The 16955-nt window shown below is 64.0% G+C and carries 17 protein-coding genes; 13 read left to right on the top strand and 4 right to left on the bottom strand.

What is annotated here, in order from left to right:
• Nucleotides 1-2: 2 nt before the first annotated feature.
• Complete coding sequence (locus FJ972_RS15820; protein WP_140521074.1) at nt 3-1031, top strand: zinc-binding dehydrogenase; 1029 nt, start codon at nt 3-5, stop codon at nt 1029-1031.
• A 39-nt stretch (nt 1032-1070) separates the two neighbouring features.
• Nucleotides 1071-2012: a lipid A biosynthesis lauroyl acyltransferase gene (locus FJ972_RS15815; RefSeq protein WP_181173485.1), complete on the top strand. Its 942-nt coding sequence runs from the start codon at nt 1071-1073 to the stop codon at nt 2010-2012.
• Between the two features lie 44 nt (nt 2013-2056).
• On the opposite strand, the gene FJ972_RS15810 is transcribed toward FJ972_RS15815, so the two are convergent.
• Entirely contained in the window at nt 2057-2485 is a 429-nt protein-coding gene (locus FJ972_RS15810; protein ID WP_140521076.1) for a L,D-transpeptidase, read from the bottom strand.
• A 217-nt stretch (nt 2486-2702) separates the two neighbouring features.
• Between FJ972_RS15810 and FJ972_RS15805 the strand changes: the two genes are divergently transcribed.
• The 5 genes from FJ972_RS15805 (at nt 2703) to FJ972_RS15785 (ending at nt 9348) form a co-directional block, all read left to right on the top strand.
• Nucleotides 2703-3977 carry an acetylornithine deacetylase/succinyl-diaminopimelate desuccinylase family protein gene (locus FJ972_RS15805; protein ID WP_140521077.1) on the top strand — a complete coding sequence of 425 codons (1275 nt, stop codon included), beginning with the start codon at nt 2703-2705 and terminating at the stop codon, nt 3975-3977.
• A 158-nt stretch (nt 3978-4135) separates the two neighbouring features.
• A complete protein-coding gene (locus tag FJ972_RS15800; RefSeq protein ID WP_140521078.1) occupies nt 4136-5614 on the top strand; it encodes an ABC transporter substrate-binding protein in 1479 nt (492 codons plus the stop codon).
• Between the two features lie 301 nt (nt 5615-5915).
• A complete protein-coding gene (locus FJ972_RS15795; RefSeq protein WP_140521079.1) occupies nt 5916-6863 on the top strand; it encodes an ABC transporter permease in 948 nt (315 codons plus the stop codon).
• On the top strand, nt 6860-7729 hold the full coding sequence (locus FJ972_RS15790) for an ABC transporter permease (protein WP_140521080.1): 870 nt from the start codon (nt 6860-6862) through the stop codon (nt 7727-7729). The genes FJ972_RS15795 and FJ972_RS15790 overlap by 4 nt, the downstream gene beginning before the upstream one ends.
• Nucleotides 7726-9348, top strand: coding sequence for an ABC transporter ATP-binding protein (locus tag FJ972_RS15785; RefSeq protein WP_140495688.1), 1623 nt, complete (start codon nt 7726-7728; stop codon nt 9346-9348). The genes FJ972_RS15790 and FJ972_RS15785 overlap by 4 nt, the downstream gene beginning before the upstream one ends.
• Before the next feature lie 95 nt (nt 9349-9443).
• Here FJ972_RS15785 and FJ972_RS15780 read toward each other — a convergent pair whose 3' ends face one another.
• A complete protein-coding gene (locus FJ972_RS15780; RefSeq protein WP_140521081.1) occupies nt 9444-9875 on the bottom strand; it encodes a TerB family tellurite resistance protein in 432 nt (143 codons plus the stop codon).
• A gap of 185 nt (nt 9876-10060) precedes the next feature.
• Between FJ972_RS15780 and FJ972_RS15775 the strand changes: the two genes are divergently transcribed.
• The 4 genes from FJ972_RS15775 to FJ972_RS15760 all read left to right on the top strand — a co-directional run bounded on the left by FJ972_RS15775 (nt 10061) and on the right by FJ972_RS15760 (nt 12503).
• Nucleotides 10061-10846 (top strand): TSUP family transporter, encoded by a 786-nt coding sequence (locus FJ972_RS15775; protein WP_140495686.1) that lies wholly within the window; start codon nt 10061-10063, stop codon nt 10844-10846.
• 56 nt (nt 10847-10902) lie between these two features.
• Entirely contained in the window at nt 10903-11073 is a 171-nt protein-coding gene (locus tag FJ972_RS15770) for a hypothetical protein (RefSeq protein ID WP_140495685.1), read from the top strand.
• Nucleotides 11074-11155: 82 nt separating this feature from the next.
• Nucleotides 11156-11995 (top strand): helix-turn-helix domain-containing protein, encoded by an 840-nt coding sequence (locus FJ972_RS15765; RefSeq protein ID WP_140521082.1) that lies wholly within the window; start codon nt 11156-11158, stop codon nt 11993-11995.
• Nucleotides 11996-12080: 85 nt separating this feature from the next.
• Nucleotides 12081-12503, top strand: coding sequence for a VOC family protein (locus FJ972_RS15760; protein WP_140521083.1), 423 nt, complete (start codon nt 12081-12083; stop codon nt 12501-12503).
• Here FJ972_RS15760 and FJ972_RS15755 read toward each other — a convergent pair whose 3' ends face one another.
• Nucleotides 12504-13979, bottom strand: coding sequence for a cobyric acid synthase (locus FJ972_RS15755; protein WP_140521084.1), 1476 nt, complete (start codon nt 13977-13979; stop codon nt 12504-12506).
• 3 nt (nt 13980-13982) lie between these two features.
• Nucleotides 13983-14597 carry a dimethylsulfonioproprionate lyase family protein gene (locus FJ972_RS15750; protein ID WP_140521085.1) on the bottom strand — a complete coding sequence of 205 codons (615 nt, stop codon included), beginning with the start codon at nt 14595-14597 and terminating at the stop codon, nt 13983-13985.
• A 144-nt stretch (nt 14598-14741) separates the two neighbouring features.
• Between FJ972_RS15750 and FJ972_RS15745 the strand changes: the two genes are divergently transcribed.
• Complete coding sequence (locus FJ972_RS15745) at nt 14742-15908, top strand: isobutyryl-CoA dehydrogenase (RefSeq protein WP_140521086.1); 1167 nt, start codon at nt 14742-14744, stop codon at nt 15906-15908.
• Nucleotides 15909-15934: 26 nt separating this feature from the next.
• On the top strand, nt 15935-16819 hold the full coding sequence (gene mmsB / locus FJ972_RS15740; RefSeq protein WP_140521087.1) for a 3-hydroxyisobutyrate dehydrogenase: 885 nt from the start codon (nt 15935-15937) through the stop codon (nt 16817-16819).
• Nucleotides 16820-16955: the final 136 nt, after the last annotated feature.

Here is a 16955-nt window from a genome sequence, read left to right as displayed (position 1 = left end):
CCATGCGCGCACTGCAACTTATCGAGGACCGCCGTCTTGAAACGGTGGACCTGCCGCCCCCGCCGCCGCCCGCGCTCGGCGAGGTGACGCTGCGCATCAAGGCAGTGGCGCTGAACCACATTGACGTCTGGGGCTGGCGCGGCATGGCTTTCGCCAAGCGCAAGCTGCCGCTGGTCGTCGGCGCGGAAGCCTCCGGCGAGGTCGAGACCGTCGGTCCCGGCGTTTCCGGCCTGCTGCCGGGACAGTTGGTCTCGATCTACGGCGCGCGCACCTGCGGCCTTTGCCGTGCCTGCCGCGAAGGCCGCGACAATCTTTGCGAACACGTCTCGGGCGTTCATGGCTTCCACCTCGACGGCTTCGCGCAGGAGAAGATCAACCTGCCGGCGCGCCTGCTGGTCCCCGTCCCTCCAGGCGTGAGCGAGATCGGCGCGGCTGTCGCCCCCGTCACTTTCGGCACCGTCGAACACATGCTGTTCGACAATGCCAGGCTCGAGCCCGGCGAGACGATCCTAGTCCATGCCGGCGGATCCGGCATCGGCTCGGCCGCCATCCAGCTGGCGAAGCGGATGGGCTGCACGGTCATCACCACGGTCGGCTCGAACGACAAGATAGACAAGGCCAAGGCGCTCGGCGCCGATCATGTCATCAACTACCGTGACGACCGGTTCGAGGGCGTCGTGCGCAAGCTGACCAAGAAGAAGGGCGTCGACGTCGTCTTCGAACATGTCGGCGCCGACACCTTTGCCGGCTCGATGCTGTGCCTGAAGCGCGGTGGCCGGCTCGTCACCTGCGGCTCGACGTCCGGCGTGTCGGCGCAGGTCAATCTGATGCAGCTCTTCCAGCAGCAGTTGAAGCTGCTCGGCTCCTTCGGCTGCCGCATGGAGAACATGGCCAACGCCATGCAGAAGATGGCGGCGGGACAGGTCGCACCCGTCATCGATACCGAAGTCGGCTTCGACGACATCGACGCCGCGCTGAAGCGCATGGAAGGCCGCGACGTCTTTGGCAAGATCATCCTACGCGTCGTCTAGGCCCTGACTTCTGTGTTGAAGAAGCTTCGCCGCGACCTGATGTTCCGCTACGGCCGGCAATTGCGCCGGTTCGAGCACTGGCTGGTCGCGCGCATTGCGATGATCATCATCTCGGTGCTGCGCCTGCTGCCGCCCGACAGCGCGCTGAATTTCGCCGACCGCGTCGCCCGCCGCATCGGTCCATGGGTCGGACGCCATAATGTGGCTGTCGACAATCTGCGCAAGGCCTATCCGCACAAGAGCGAAGCCGAGATCCAGGCCATCGCCTCCGACATGTGGGGCAACATGGCGCGTCTGGCCGCCGAATACATCTTTCTCGACGCCTTGTTCGACTACGATCCAGCCGCCACCAGTCCCGGCCGTGTCGAGGTCAGGGGAGTAGACCATTTCGTCGAGATCGCGGCCGAAAAGAAGCCGCACATCGTCTTCACCGGACATCTCGGCAATTTTGAATTGCTGCCGGTGGCGGCGGCTACTTTCGGCATGAATATCACCGCGCTGTTTCGCCCGCCCAACAATCCGTACCTGGCTGACTACATCCTCTCGACGCGCCGCGCGACCATGGGATCGTTGCTGCCCTCGATGGCGGGCGCCTCGTTCGCGCTCGCCTCGGTATTGGAAAACGGCGGCAATATCGGGGTCCTTGTCGACCAGAAGTTCACGGGCGGCCTGGAAACGACATTCTTCGGCCGCCCCTGCCAGAGCAATCGCGTGCTCGGCACACTTGCCCGTCATTATGATTGCGACGTCTACCCGGCGCGCTGCGTCAGGCTGCCGGGCAATCGCTTCAGGCTCGAGATAGAAGAGAAGCTGACATTGCCCCGCACCGCCGATGGCAGTGTCGACGTGCGCGCCACCACCCAGCTTCTCAACGACGTGGTCGAGCGCTGGGTGCGCGAGGATCCCGGCCAGTGGATGTGGTTCCACAAGAGATGGGACATCAGCCGCAAGCGACGCAAGGCAAAGACCCGAAGCGCGTAGTCTGGAGCCGTCCGATGCGCCTCCGGCACAAGCCGGCTTAGCAGTCAGTTCCTCACGACGATGCGCGTGTTGCCGAAGCCGACTTCTCGCACCATCGAGTAGAAAGCCGCCGCATTGGCCGTATGCAGCCGCACGCAGCCATGCGACGCCGGTCGGCCGAGCTGCCTCACCGCGCCCGTTCCGTGGATGGCATAGCCGCCGTGGAAGAACACGGAATAAGGCATCGGCGACATGTCGTATTTGCGCGAATACCACATCCGGGCCGTTCGCTGCGGCCGGTAGGTGCCGCGTGGCGTGAAGTAGCCGGACCGAGCCGTGGACACGCTCCACCGGTAAACGTCCTGGCCGTACCTGATCGTCATCGTCTGCGACGACACGTCTATATTTGCAATGAGGCTGGCTGCCCAGCTCTGCACCGAAACACCCAACAGCATCGTGACAAGTGCTGCTGCCATGAGAACTGTCTTTTTCATGCGATCAAACCCCTTTGATTGCCCCTTGCCTGCCTTCACGTCGTTTTTCATCTCTTTAATGACAGGTGAACGGCATAACATATACCCTTGACCAATTCGCCAATCCAAAGCAGCGAATTTGAACGAATTCCCGCAAGAGTTGCCGTAACGACACGCCGCAACGGCCCAATTGCCAGCGGACTTGCAAAACGACGCCGATCGTTGCTCAACTCGGGCCATGAACGAGCGACTCTTCCAAGCGATCGATGACCGGCGCGACGATCTCGTCGCGCTGACCGCCGAGTTGATCCGTTTTCCCACCATCAACCCCCCCGGCGAAGCGTACCGGCCATGCGCCGAATTTCTTGGCGCGCGGCTGAAGAAGAGCGGCTTCGAAACCGAGTTCATCCGCGCCGAAGGCACGCCCGGCGACACCGACCGCTACCCGCGCGTCAACGTCGTCGCACGCTTCGAGGGCCGCTCGCCCGGCGCCTGCGTCCACTTCAACTCGCATATCGATGTCGTCGAGGCCGGCGACGGCTGGACCGTCGATCCCTTCGCCGGCGTCGTCAGGGACGGCAAGGTCTATGGCCGCGGCGCCTGCGACATGAAGGGCGGCCTGGCTTCCTCGATCATCGCGGCCGAAGCCTTCATGGAGGTATTTCCCGATTTTCCCGGTGCCATCGAGATATCAGGCACGGTCGACGAGGAATCCGGCGGCTTCGGCGGTGTCGCGCATCTGGCGAGGCTCGGCTATTTCTCGAAACCCAGGGTCGACCACGTCATCATTCCCGAACCGCTGAACAAGGACCGCATCTGCCTTGGCCATCGCGGCGTCTGGTGGGCCGAGATCGAGACCAAGGGCGAGATCGCGCATGGCTCGATGCCGTTCCTCGGCGACAATGCGGTGCGCCATATGGGCGCCGTGCTGCAGGCATTCGAGGACGAATTGTTCCCCGCGCTTGACCGCAAGATGACGCGCATGCCGGTCGTGCCCGAAGGGGCGAAGCGTTCCACCATGAACATCAACTCCATCCATGGCGGCCAGACCGAGGATTTCCGGCCCGGCCTGCCCTCGCCCAACGTGCCCGATTCCTGCCGGCTGACCATCGACCGCCGCTTCCTGCTCGAAGAGGATATCGCCACGGTCAAGGGCGAGGTGACCGGCATTCTCGAGCGGCTGAAGCGTGATCGGCAAAAGTTCGACTACGAGATCCGTGACCTGATGGAGGTGCTGCCGCTGATGACCGAACGCGACGCTCCCGTCGTCAAGGCAATCGCGCAAGGCATCCACGCGATCTTCGATCGCGAGCCCGACTACGTCATTTCACCCGGCACCTACGACCAGAAGCACATTGCCCGCATCGGCCATGTCTATGATTGCATCGCCTATGGCCCGGGCATTCTCGATCTCGCCCACCGGCCGGACGAATGGGTCGGGATCTCGGATATGGTGGAATCGGCCAAGGTGATGGCGTTCGGGCTCAACATGCTGCTGCGCGGCGCCCGATAGCGCCGCACGGGCAAGAGCCAACGATCAATGCGGCCGTCCGGAGAAAAACATTCCCGGCTACGCCGCCGCGCGGCACGAAACGCAATTTACTCCCGTGCGAAATCACGCTTCTATTCGCCCGGTTTGAGCGCATGTTTGACCACACGGGGAGTAGCACCATGAAATTGTGGAAAACCATCCTGGCCGCCGCCGTCCTGGCGCTGGCCGTCGGCACTCCCGCGCTGGCGGCGCGAACCGATCTGGTCATTGGCATCCCGCTCGAACCGCCACATCTCGATCCGACCGCCGGCGCGGCCGCGGCAATCGACGAGGTTCTCTACGCCAACGTGTTCGAAGGCTTGACCCGCATCGGGCCAAATGGCGAGGTCCTGCCGGATTTGGCTGAAAGCTGGACCATCTCCGACGACGGCAAGACCTACACCTTCAAGCTGCACACCGGCGTGAAATTCCACGATGGCGCCGGCTTCAGCGCCGACGACGTGAAATTCTCGCTCGACCGCGCCCGCGCCGACAATTCGGTCAATGCGCAAAAAGCCCTGTTCGCAGCCATCGATACGGTCGACGTGGTCGACCCGGCAACGGTCAAGGTGACGTTGAAGAACCCGCAGGGATCCTTCCTCTACAATATGGGCTGGGGCGATGCTGTCATCGTCTCGCCGAAATCCGCTGACGCCAACAAGGAAAAGCCGGTCGGGACCGGCCCGTTCAAATTCCAGAGCTGGGCCAAGGGATCCTCGATCAAACTGGTGAAATCCGACAGCTATTGGGGCACGCCGGCTTACCTCGACAAGGTCGAGTTCCGCATCGTGCCCGATGCCGCTGCTAGCGTACCGGCATTGCTTTCCGGCGATATCCAGGCGTTCCCATTCTTCGATCCCGACAGTCTCGCGCAGGTCAAGGACGATCCGCGTTTCAAGGTGGTGATCGGTTCGACCGAAGGCGAAACCATCCTGTCGATCAACAACAAGAAGCCGCCCTTCGACAAATTGCTGGTCAGGCAGGCGATCTCCTACGCGCTCGATCGCAAGGCGATCATCGACGGTGCCTCGGCCGGCCTCGGCCTGCCGATCGGCTCGCATATGTCGCCGGCCAACAAGGACTACGTCGACCTCACCGGCCGCTATCCGCACGATGTCGCCAAGGCCAAGGAACTCTTGAAGGAAGCAGGCCTGGAGAATGGCTTCAAGGCGACGCTGAAGCTTCCGCCGCCCACCTATGCCAGGCTCGGCGGCGAGATCATCGCCTCGCAGCTCCGTGACGTCGGCATCAACCTTGAGATCATCCCGGTCGAATGGGCGCAGTGGCTGGACCAGGTGTTCACCAAGAAGGACTACGACCTGACCATCGTCTCCCATACCGAGCCCAACGACATCGGTATCTATGCGCGTAAGGATTATTACTTCAATTACGACAATCCGGCCTTCGACAAGGTGATCGCCGATCTGGACGTCACCTCCGATGAAGCCAAGCGCAAGGAATTGCTGGGGCAGGCACAGAAGATCTTGGCCGACGACGCCGTGGTCGGCTTCCTCTACGAACTGCCCAAGGTCGGCGTCTGGGACGCCAAGCTGCAGGGCCTGTGGGAAAACGCGCCGATCCAGGCCAATGATCTCACCAAGGTGAAGTGGAACGAGTGAAGCCGTTGGCCAAGAGGCGACGCTTGCGCTCCGCACTCCCCTCTGCCCTGCCGGGCTGCCTGACCCGAGCCGCAGGACGATCGCTTCAGGTTTGCGCCGCCCCTCATCGCCCTGCCGGGCACTTCTCCCCGTATAGTGACGGGGAGAAAGGGGCTGGCCGCAACCTCGGCACCCTTTCTGCAACGCTGAAGATTGGCGAAATCCTTTGCGAAGGCGTCCTTCTCCCCGTCTCTATACGGGGAGAAGATGCCGGCAGGCAGATGAGGGGCAGCGCCGATTTCGACTGTTGGCCGATCAAGCGATGACCGCCTACCTCCTCAGGCGTCTCGCGATCGCCGGCGCCACGTTGGCGCTGGCCTCCATGGTCGTCTTCGCGGTGCTGGAGATCCTGCCCGGCGACCCGGCGCGGCTGATGCTGGGCATGAATGCCAGCGCCGACCAGGTCGAGCTGCTGCGCAACCAGATGGGCCTCGACGCGCCCCTGCCCTGGCGCTACCTGCACTGGGCCGGCGGCCTGCTCTGCCTGGATTTCGGCCGCTCCTACACCTATTCGGTGCCGGTCATCGACCTCGTGCGCGAGCGTCTCGTCGTCTCGCTGCCGCTGGCGCTGATCGCGCTCGCCCTATCCACCCTCATCGCCATCCCGGTCGGCCTGTTTTCAGCGAACCATCGCGGGCGGATGGGTGACACAGCGGCGATGGGCGCCGCGCAGCTCGGCGTCGCCATTCCCAATTTCTGGTTCGCGCTGATGCTGATCTATCTCTTCGCGGTCTGGCTGCGGCTGGTTCCGGCCGGCGGCTTTCCCGGTTGGGGGGCCGGTGCCTGGCCGGCGCTGAAATCACTGCTGCTGCCGGCTGTGGCGCTCGCATTGCCGCAGGCCGCGATCCTGGCACGCGTCACCCGTTCGGCACTGATCGAGGTGCTGAACGAGGACTATATCCGCACCGCCCGCGCCAAGGGCCTGCCCTATCGCGCGGTCCTGTGGCGGCACGCACTGCGCAACGCCATGATCCCGGTGCTGACCATTCTGGGCCTGCAATTCGCCTTCCTGCTCGCCGGCACCATCATCATCGAGAACGTCTTCTACCTGCCCGGCCTCGGCCGGCTGGTGTTCCAGGCGATCACCCAGCGCGACCTGATCGTCGTGGAAAGCGTCGTCATGCTGCTGGTCGCCGCGGTCATCGCCGTCAACCTCGTCGTCGACCTCTCTTATGCCGTCGTCGATCCGCGCCTCCGAAGCCGGCAATGATGTTGCATCCGGACATCCCCGAAGAGACGCTGGGCGGCATCCTCGTCAAGGCGTTCGGCAACCGCTCGTTTCTTGCCGGCTTCGTCGTCACATTGTTCGTGGCGGCGGTGGCGATCCTCTCCTATCTCTGGACGCCCTATGACGTGACCCGGCTGGTGATATCCGACAAGACGCTGGCGCCGTCCTGGGCGCACTGGTTCGGCACCGACCATTTCGGCCGCGACATCCTGTCGATGATCATGGTCGGCGCCCGCAATTCGATCGCGGTAGCGCTGGTCGCGGTCGGCATCGGCATGGGCATCGGCGTGCCGCTCGGTGCTTTCGCCGCGGCGCGCGGCGGCCTCGTCGACGAGGCGCTGATGCGCGTCAACGATCTGGTCTTCGCCTTCCCTGCGCTTTTGTCGGCCATCATGATCACCGCCATCTTCGGCCCCGGCGCCGTTAATGCCATCATCGCCATCGGCATCTTCAACATCCCTGTCTTTGCTCGCGTCGCCCGCGCCGGCGCCTTGGCGATCTGGCCGCGCGAATTCATCCTCGCCGCCCGCGCCGCCGGCAAGGGCAAGGCGCTGATCACTATCGAACATGTGCTGCCCAACACCGCCACCTTGCTCCTGGTACAAGGCACCATCCAGTTCGCGCTCGGCATATTGGCCGAGGCCGGGCTTTCCTATCTGGGCCTTGGCGCCCAACCGCCAATGCCGAGCTGGGGCCGCATGCTGTTCGACGCCCAGACCCGCATGGTGGTGGCGCCCTGGATGGCGATCTTTCCCGGCATGGCGATCGTGATCACCGTGCTTGGGCTGAACCTTTTGGGCGACGGCATCGCCGACATCCTCGATCCGAAATCGCGGCGGCAACGATGAGCCTGCTGGAAATCGACAATCTGTCGCTGGCGATCGGCGACACGCCGATCCTCCGGAGCATCGAGTTCTCCATCGCGCCCGGCGAGGTAATGGGGCTGGTCGGCGAATCCGGCTCCGGCAAATCGATGACGGCTCTGAGCGTCATGCGGCTCTTGCCATATGCCGCGCGTGCCAGCGGGCGCATCACCTTCGACGGCATCGACATCCTCGCGGCAAGCGAGGATCAGATGTGCGCCCTGCGCGGCGACGATATCGGCATGGTGTTCCAGGAACCGATGACCGCGCTGAACCCGCTCAAGACCATCGGCGAGCAGGTCGCCGAAGGTATACGCTGGCATGCCAAGGCGAGCCGCGCCGAGGCGGAAGAGCGGGCGCGAAAAATGCTCGACCGGGTTGGCTTGCCGTCGGCAAAATTCCCGCTGTCGCGCTATCCGCACGAACTGTCCGGCGGCCAGCGCCAGCGCGTCGTCATTGCCATGGCCTGCGCGCTGAAGCCGAAGCTGCTGATCGCCGACGAGCCGACCACGGCGCTCGATGTTGTGCTCCAGGCGCAAATCCTCACCCTCTTGCGCGACCTTGTCGCGGAGAGCGGCATGGGCCTGCTCCTGATCTCGCATGACCTCGCCGTGGTCACCGAGATGGCGGACCGCATTACCATCCTTCGTCGGGGCGAAGTCATGGAAGCCGGCGATACGGCCCGCACGCTCTCTGAACAGCTCCACCCCTATACCCGCCAGCTGGCGCTGGCCTCGATGCACGTGCCGGCTCGCGCCCGGCCGCATGGCCCCTCGGCAGCCCGGCCGTTGCTCGAGGTTGAGGGCGTGACGCGCGATTATCCCGGCCGGCGCACCTCGCTGTTCCGGCGCGCGCCTGACATCCGCGCCGTCAACGGCGTGTCGCTGTCCATGGCGCCGGGCCAGTCGGTGGCGCTGGTCGGCCGCTCCGGCTGCGGCAAGTCTACCTTGGCGCGCATGATCCTGGCGCTGGACCGGCCGAGTTCGGGAACCATCCGCTTTCGCGGCGAGCCCCTCACCGGCAAGAGCGAGGCGGACCTGAAGCCGGCGCGGCGCGACATGCAGGTGGTATTCCAGGACCCCTATGGCTCGTTCGATCCGCGCCAGACGGTCGAGAAACTGGTCGCCGAGCCGCTGCACGTGCTGGACAGGAAACCGGGGCGCGCCGAGCGCCGCGAGATGGTGGCGCAGGCGCTGCACGAGGTCGGCCTCGACCAGCACGACATGGAAAAGTATCCGCACGAATTTTCCGGCGGCCAGCGCCAGCGCCTGTCGATCGCCCGCGCCATCATCACCCGCCCAAAACTGGTCGTCGCCGACGAGCCGGTTTCGGCGCTCGATGTTTCGATCCGCGCTCAGATCCTCGACCTGTTCGCCGAGCTCAACCAGAAACTCGGCATCGCCTATCTCTTCATCACCCACGACCTCACCGTCGCCCGCGCCATAACGGACGAAGTGCTGGTCATGCATGACGGCCAGATCGTCGAGCGTGGCCGGACGAGCGAGGTGCTGGATCACCCGCAATCCGAGGCGGCCAAGACGCTTGTCGCCGCAGCGCCGGACCTGCACAGGGCAATTGCACGCCGTATGCAGGAGCAGGGGTGAGCGATCGGTTCGCGAAGCGAATCCGCCGTGTGAGTGAAAGGCCGCAAATGCCGGAGGCTGCCGTAGACAGCCGGCCCGGCTGGGATCCCATCAACCTACTGCTCAGATTTCACCACGTCGACCGGGCTGATGTCGAGCAGGTCGAGCGTGCGGCGCAGCAGGCGCACCTCGGTCTCGGCCAATTGCGCGTCCGCCCTGGCGATCTCGGCCATATGCTGCGCCAGTTGCTTGCGCCGCTCGACATCGAGGTCGCGGAACAGCGCGATGGCCTGTGAGCCATTGGTTTCGTAGCCGAATTCGTTGAGATATTCGATGACGGCGTCGATGCTGGTTTCCGGAATGCCGAAGGCATCCTTGCAGATGCGCCGGAAGGCAACCATCTCGCTCTCGCTGACCGTTCCGTCAGCCAGGATCATGCGGAACAGCATCAGAAGTTCCGCCGACAACACGGGGTCGTCCGCCACCTTGCGCACCCCGGGGTCGCCATCGAAGATCGAGCGTATCTGGTCGAGCAGTTCGAATGCCATCGGGAGCCCCTTTGCCGATTCCTCTAATCCATGTAGCCCAAAAAAGCGGAGCGGTTTTGGGATAATGACAGCACAATGCGAAATCCAGGCGCGACGCGCTTGGATAGAAGTAGCGTGAAATCGGTCTTGCGCAAACGGGGTGTTCGTGATCGAAGCCGGAGCATCTCTGGCTTGATTTCTCCCTGATGATCGACCTCACCTTAGAATCCGTCGCCATGCTCGCCTTCGCCGGTTTTGCCGCGGGCTTTGTCGACTCGATTGCCGGCGGCGGTGGGCTGATCACTATTCCCGCACTGCTGCTGGCCGGCTTCTCGCCGGTCGAGGCGCTGGGAACCAACAAGCTGCAGGGCATGTTCGGCTCGGGATCTGCGACCATCCACTATGCCGCGAAAGGCCATGTCGACCTTCGCCGGCAACTGCCTTCTGCGCTGCTGGCGCTTGCCGGCGGTGCCGTCGGCGCCTTGCTGGCAACGGTCGTGCCCGGCGATCTGCTGCGGGCGCTTCTGCCGCTGGTGCTGATCGCCATCGCGCTCTATTTCGCCCTGAAGCCCAACATGACCGACGTTGACCGCGCCGAACGTATGACGCCCTTCCTGTTCGGGATAACGCTGGTGCCGGCCATCGGCTTTTACGACGGCCTGTTCGGGCCGGGTGCCGGCTCCTTCTACATGCTGGCCTTCGTCGCGCTGGCCGGCTACGGCGTACTCAAGGCGACGGCCCACACCAAGCTGCTCAACTTCGCCTCCAATATCGGCGGCTTCGTCGTCTTCGCCGCGGTCGGTGTCATCTCCTGGAAGATCGGCCTGATGATGGGCGTCGCCCAGTTCCTCGGCGCCCGCCTTGGCGCCAGCCTGGCCATGCGCATCGGCGCCAGGCTGATCAAGCCGCTGCTTGTCATCGTCTGCGTCGCTCTGGCGGCGAAGCTCCTGGCCGACCCGGCGAACCCCCTGCGCGTCCTGATTGGTGTGTGACCCGCGCGCCTGATGGAATGCCGCTGTTCGAATCATGTCGAGGAGAGGACCCGCACATGAATCTCAGCACACCCACCGAGATTGTTTTCATCATCTCCCTTGTCATCGCCCTCATCGGCATTCTCGCCGCCCTCGGCCTTCTTTCGTTCATCCCACTCGCATCGGTGTGGATCGTGCTCATTGCTTACCTCGTGCGTGCCGGCGGCTGCCTGATGCGCGGCGCCTGACATTCAAATCTCAGGCAATTCGGAGCGCCCGGCCGAGCCGGGCGCTTTTGATTCGGGTCCGGGCTCTGCTAGAGTCCTGTCGATGCCAATCGAGATGCCATGTCAGGAGGAACAGGACCGGTCAGTCCCCGGGCGGTTCGAGATGCGGCGGCGCCTTCCCAGCCCTGCCCTCGCGGGCATTGTGTCAGACATTTGCGGTTATCGCGAAACGGCGCCCGGCCATTACCGCAATGTCGAATATGCCTCCCTTACCGTGCCTCTGGTCATCAGCTTCGCCGAACCTTTCGCCATCGGCCTTGGCAAGCCGCCCGGCGACAATGATCGCTTCGCCAGTTTCGCCGCCGGCCTCTATGCCGGACCCGTGATGATCGAATCCTTCGGCGGCGCCTGCTGCGTCCAGGTCAATTTCACCCCGCTTGGCGCACGCCGATTCTTTGGCCAGCCGATGAGCGGGTTGACCGACCGCATGGTCAGCCTGGACGATGTGCTCGGCATCGAAGGCGTCGCCTTGCGCGAGCGGCTTGGCAACGCGGCGGACTGGAGCAAACGTTTTGCCCTTGTCGAGATGTTCGTCGCCGCCCGGCTGGCCGATGCGCCGGAAACGCAGGCCGGGGTTGCCTGGGCCTATGACAGGATCCTCGCCTCCGGCGGCCGCGTGCGCGTCTCCTCGCTGGCCGACAGGCTGGGCTGGAGCCGCAAGCATCTGGCGGGGAAATTCGCGGACGCGACCGGCATCGGCCCGAAAACGCTGTCGCGCATCGTCCGCTTCAACCGCGCGCTTGGCCTGTCGAGGCAGCAAGCTGGCGATTGGGCCGACATCGCGGCCGATTGCGGCTATGCCGACCAGGCGCATCTGGTGCGTGAGTTCCGCGTCCTTGCCGGCGAGACACCGACCGCGATCGAGGGTTCGGCACAGGCCTGAAGTCCCGGGTAACATTTCTTCAAGACGCCGGAACGGCTGTCGCTCAGACTGGGTTCATCGACCAGCCTGAATGAAGGAGGTTACCATGCCCGCATCACCTGAAGCCCCCCGCCTCTACCCCGCCTTGCGTTACAGGAACGCCGCAAAAATGATCGACTGGCTGTGCGAAGCCTTCGGCTTCAGGATCCGTGCTCGCTACGGCGAAGGCGATGTCGTGCACCATGCCGAACTGGTCTTCGGCTCCTCGATGATCATGCTCGGCAGCGCGCGCGACGACGACTACGGCAAAATGGTTGGCGAACCCGGCACAGGCGGCGGCAAGTCAATCTACATCACCGTCGACGACGCAGACGCCGCCTACGCCAAGGCGAAGAAGGCAGGCGCCACGATCCTCCAGGAATTGACCGACCGCGACTATGGCAGTCGCGAGTTCATCTGCCGCGACCCGGAGGGCAATGTCTGGTCCTTCGGCACCTATTGGCCGAAGGCGGGAGAAAAGAGCAGCTAGCTACCGCGCCAGCGAAAAGATCGCGTCGCAGTCAAGATGGCTCTCCAACTGGGCCGCGACCTCGTCGAGAGCCCTCTCGACCTCGGCGCGATAGTCGATGCCGCTGCCCTTGACGCCGAGGCTTTCGAGGAACCTCCCTCGAAAGGCGTCGGCGCCAAACAGGCCGTGCATGTAGGTTCCGACCACCTTGCCATCCGCCGAGACCGCACCGTCCTCGGCGCCATTGATGATCGCCGACGGCCGCAGCATGTCCGGGCCGGTGGTGCGGCCGAGATGGATCTCGTAGCCTTCGAGCGGCAGGTCGAACGGCACCGAGCGGGCGCTGACGTTGCGCACCGTCTTTTCCGGTTCCATCACTGTTTCGATGTCGAGCAGGCCAAGCCCTTCCGCTTCGGTGACGCTGCCCTCGATGCCGTCGGGATCGCGCACGATGCGGCCAAGCATCTGGAAGCCGCCGCAAATGCCGACGACATGGCCGCCGCGCCTGCGATGGGCGAGAAGATCACGGTCCCAGCCATTTTCGCGAAATTTCAGCAGATCCCCGATCGTCGACTTCGAGCCGGGAATGACCACCAGTCCCGCATCCTGCGGCAACGGCTTTCCAGGCGGCACGAACACCACTTCCACCTGCGGCTCGGCCTTGAGCGGGTCGAGATCGTCGAAATTGGCGATGCGGCCGAGCATCGGCACCGCCACCTTCAGCGCACGTGCCTCCCCGGAGGCAAGCCGTTCGAGCACCACCGAATCCTCCGAGGGCAGCCGCGCCGCCGCCTTCAGCCACGGCACGACGCCGAAGCAGCGCCAGCCGGTGAACCCTTCGATCGCCTTGATGCCGTCGTCGAACAGCGACACGTCGCCGCGGAACTTGTTGATGAGGTAGCCGACGATCATGCGCCGGTCTTCCTCCGGCAGGATCAGATGCGTGCCCGCGACCGAGGCGATGACGCCGCCGCGATCGATGTCGCCGACCAGCACGACAGGCACATCGGCCCGCGTCGCAAAGCCCATATTGGCGATGTCGCGGCTTCTGAGGTTGATCTCCGCCGGCGAACCCGCGCCCTCGACGATGACGAGATCGGCGCCCTCGCCAACCTTTGCCCAGGAGTCCAGCACGGCCTCCATCAGCCGGCCCTTCAACGCCTGGTAGTCGCGCGCCCGTGCCTCGCCGAACACCTTGCCTTGCACGATGACCTGGGCGCCGACATCGGTCTGCGGCTTGAGCAGCACCGGGTTCATGTGAACCGATGGCGGCACGCCGCAGGCGATCGCCTGCAGCCATTGCGCGCGGCCGATCTCGCCGCCGCCAGCCCTGTTGTCGCCGGGAATATCGGCGACAGCGGCATTGTTCGACATGTTCTGCGGCTTGAACGGACGCACCTTCAGCCCACGCTTTTTCGCGGCGCGGCACAGCCCGGCGACCAGCACGGTCTTGCCGACATCCGAACCCGTGCCTTGCAGCATAATGGCTTTAGCCATGGCTCAGCCCCTGCCCTGCGTCGCGGTCCCGGTGATCGTGGATTTCTGCGCCAGCGGCCCGCCGCGCCAGATATAGAGCGCCAGCAACGGCTCCTTGCCGGTGCGCATGGCGTGATTGACCTTAGAAGCGTGGTGGATGACCTCGCCGGCCTCTCGCTTGTGAAAGCTGTCCTCGCCCATGCGCCACTCGGTGCCGCCGGTCAGCGGGATATAGATCTCCTCGGCGACATGATGGTGGTCGGGATAGACGATATCAGGCCCAAGGATCAGCACGCCGGCGGCGACCTCGTCGTTGGCGAAGTGGCCGCGGGTGCCGAATACTTCGAGCCAGCCATAATTGTCGATGAACGCCTTGCCGAAATCCGACTCGCCGTAGGTCTGGCCCCAGCGCAATTCGCCGCGCTCCTGCGCCAGAAATTGCACCAGCTGCTTGGTCCGCGCCGGCGTCAATTCGGCGGCGCGATCGAGATGGCGCAGGCAGCCGAGTGAGTGCGGTTCAAGCTCGCGGGCGGGCATATCCCACCCTATGCGCGCCACCGCATCCTGCACCAGGAAGTCACCCACGGAAGCGAGATAGGCGTGGAACCGCTCTAGCAGCTCATCGAATTTTGTCGTCACATCTTGCTCCGGGCATGCATTGACGCACAGCCGCTCCGCGGCGGCTCGGGTTGCGCGGCGGCATCATTGGTCTAGATTGGTGCGCGCGCAAAGCCAAAAACGACAGGCCAGCGAGCCAGCTGGCCAGTATATAGGGAGCACGCCATGGACGCCGCGGTCGATGCGAGCACCAGCCAGTTCGAACTCAACGAGGACCAGCGCGCCATCCAGGAAATGGCTCAGGCCTTCGCCGCCGATCGCGTCGCGCCGAATGCGCTAGACTGGGACCGCAATAAGCATTTCCCCGCCGACGTGATCCGCGAGACTGGCCCGCTGGGCCTCGGCGGCATCTATGTCAGGGACGATGTCGGCGGCTCCGCGCTCGGCCGGCTCGACGCCGTGCTGATCTTCGAAGCGCTGTCCCACGCCGACCCGGCCTTTTCTTCCTTCATCTCGATCCACAATATGGTGGCCTCGATGATTGACCGTTTCGGCGACGACGCCCAGCGCCGGCGCTTCCTGCCGAAGCTGACCTCCATGGAGTGGCTGGCGAGCTATTGCCTGACCGAGCCGGGTTCCGGCTCCGACGCCGCCGCATTGAAGACGCGGGCGGTGAAGAGCGGCGGCGACTACGTGCTGAACGGCGCTAAGCAGTTCATCTCCGGCGCCGGCGACAGCGATGTCTATGCCGTCATGGTGCGCACCGGCGCCGAGGGACCGAAAGGCATTTCCACCATCGTCGTGCCGAAAGATGCGCCAGGCCTCTCCTTCGGCGCCAATGAGCACAAGATGGGCTGGCATATGCAGTCGACCCGCCAGGTCATTTTCGAGGATTGCAAGGTGCCGGCCGAAAACCTTTTGTCAGGCGAAGGCGCCGGCTTCGGCATCGCCATGGCCGGGCTCGATGGCGGCCGGCTGAACATTGCCGCCTGTTCGGTTGGCGGGGCCCAGTCGGCGCTCGACAAGGCGCTGTCATACACCGCCGAGCGCAAGGCATTCGGCTCCAGGATCAACCAGTTCCAGGCGCTGCAGTTCCGGCTGGCCGATATGGAAACCGAGTTGCAGGCGGCGCGCATCTTTCTTTATGCCGCCGCTTCCAAGCTCGACCGCAAGGCACCGGATGCCTCGAAATGGTCGGCAATGGCCAAGCGCTTCGTCACCGACACCGGTTTCAACGTCGCCAACGATGCGCTGCAGCTGCTCGGCGGCTACGGTTACCTGCACGATTACGGCATCGAGAAACTGGTGCGCGACCTGCGTGTGCATCAGATCCTCGAAGGCACCAACGAGATCATGCGCGTCATCATCGCCCGCGCGTTGATCGGTCGCTGAAGCGTGCAAACTCCGGGAGAGACACAATGACCACAATCGCCTTCATCGGCCTTGGGAATATGGGCAATCCAATGGCGGCGAACCTGGTCAAAGCGGGGTATGCCGTGCACGGCTACGACCTAATGTCCGAAAACCTCACCGTCGCCAAAGAACATGGCGTTACGATCATGGCCAATGCCTTGACCGCAGTGAAAGATGCGGATGTTGTCATTACCATGCTGCCCGCCGGCAAGCATGTCCTGTCGGTCTACGAAGACATCGCGTCCAAGGCAAAGAAGGGCGCGCTTTTCATCGATTCCTCGACCATCGACGTCGAATCGGCGCGCAAGGCGCATGCCATCGCCGCAAAGCACGGCCTGCTGTCGGTTGATGCGCCGGTCTCGGGCGGCACCGGCGGTGCCGCCGCCGGCACGCTGACTTTCATGGCCGGCGGCTCGGACGACGCCTTCGCCGCCGCCGAGCCGATCCTGAAGCCCATGGCCGGGCGCATCGTCCATTGCGGCGGCGACGGCGCCGGCCAGGCGGCCAAGATCTGCAACAACATGATTCTCGGCATTTCGATGATCGGCGTCGCCGAGGCCTTCGTGCTGGCCGAAAAGCTCGGCCTGGCGCACCAGGCCCTGTTCGACGTTGCCTCAACCTCTTCAGGCCAGTGCTGGTCGCTGACCACCTATTGCCCGGTGCCCGGCCCGGTGCCGACCTCGCCCGCTAACCGCGACTACAAGCCCGGCTTCGCCGCCGCACTCATGCTGAAGGATTTGAAGCTGTCGCAGGAAGCCGCACAAGCCGCGGGCGCGGTGACACCGCTTGGCGCCGAAGCGACACAGCTCTACGGCCTGTTCAACGCGCAAGGGAATGCCGGCGCCGATTTTTCCGGGATCATAAATTTTCTGCGCGGCGCCAATCAATAAGCAATTGATAAAGCTCGTTTTCTTTCGTACGCCTCGCCGGAGAACCGCAAAATTTAGGTTTGCTTAAGCTCTCGATAACTCCGCGGTAACGATGTCCCTATAAAACGGACTGCGAGGCGGATATCGCGTCCGCCCG

Source organism: Mesorhizobium sp. B2-1-1 (genome assembly GCF_006442975.2).
Taxonomy (GTDB): Bacteria; Pseudomonadota; Alphaproteobacteria; order Rhizobiales; family Rhizobiaceae; genus Mesorhizobium.
This window is presented reverse-complemented; position numbering and strand designations above follow the sequence as displayed.

Bases quoted from the DNA above. Each gene is read 5' to 3' on its own strand.
- FJ972_RS15760 (WP_140521083.1), top strand. From the start codon at position 12,081: ATGCCCGCATCACCTGAAGCCCCCCGCCTCTACCCCGCCTTGCGTTAC.
- FJ972_RS15800 (WP_140521078.1), top strand. From the start codon at position 4,136: ATGAAATTGTGGAAAACCATCCTGGCCGCCGCCGTCCTGGCGCTGGCC.
- FJ972_RS15795 (WP_140521079.1), top strand. From the start codon at position 5,916: ATGACCGCCTACCTCCTCAGGCGTCTCGCGATCGCCGGCGCCACGTTG.
- FJ972_RS15755 (WP_140521084.1), bottom strand. From the start codon at position 13,979: ATGGCTAAAGCCATTATGCTGCAAGGCACGGGTTCGGATGTCGGCAAG.
- mmsB (WP_140521087.1), top strand. From the start codon at position 15,935: ATGACCACAATCGCCTTCATCGGCCTTGGGAATATGGGCAATCCAATG.
- FJ972_RS15815 (WP_181173485.1), top strand. From the start codon at position 1,071: ATGTTCCGCTACGGCCGGCAATTGCGCCGGTTCGAGCACTGGCTGGTC.
- FJ972_RS15785 (WP_140495688.1), top strand. From the start codon at position 7,726: ATGAGCCTGCTGGAAATCGACAATCTGTCGCTGGCGATCGGCGACACG.
- FJ972_RS15805 (WP_140521077.1), top strand. From the start codon at position 2,703: ATGAACGAGCGACTCTTCCAAGCGATCGATGACCGGCGCGACGATCTC.
- FJ972_RS15820 (WP_140521074.1), top strand. From the start codon at position 3: ATGCGCGCACTGCAACTTATCGAGGACCGCCGTCTTGAAACGGTGGAC.
- FJ972_RS15810 (WP_140521076.1), bottom strand. From the start codon at position 2,485: ATGAAAAAGACAGTTCTCATGGCAGCAGCACTTGTCACGATGCTGTTG.
- FJ972_RS15780 (WP_140521081.1), bottom strand. From the start codon at position 9,875: ATGGCATTCGAACTGCTCGACCAGATACGCTCGATCTTCGATGGCGAC.
- FJ972_RS15790 (WP_140521080.1), top strand. From the start codon at position 6,860: ATGATGTTGCATCCGGACATCCCCGAAGAGACGCTGGGCGGCATCCTC.
- FJ972_RS15745 (WP_140521086.1), top strand. From the start codon at position 14,742: ATGGACGCCGCGGTCGATGCGAGCACCAGCCAGTTCGAACTCAACGAG.
- FJ972_RS15775 (WP_140495686.1), top strand. From the start codon at position 10,061: ATGATCGACCTCACCTTAGAATCCGTCGCCATGCTCGCCTTCGCCGGT.
- FJ972_RS15770 (WP_140495685.1), top strand. From the start codon at position 10,903: ATGAATCTCAGCACACCCACCGAGATTGTTTTCATCATCTCCCTTGTC.
- FJ972_RS15765 (WP_140521082.1), top strand. From the start codon at position 11,156: ATGCCAATCGAGATGCCATGTCAGGAGGAACAGGACCGGTCAGTCCCC.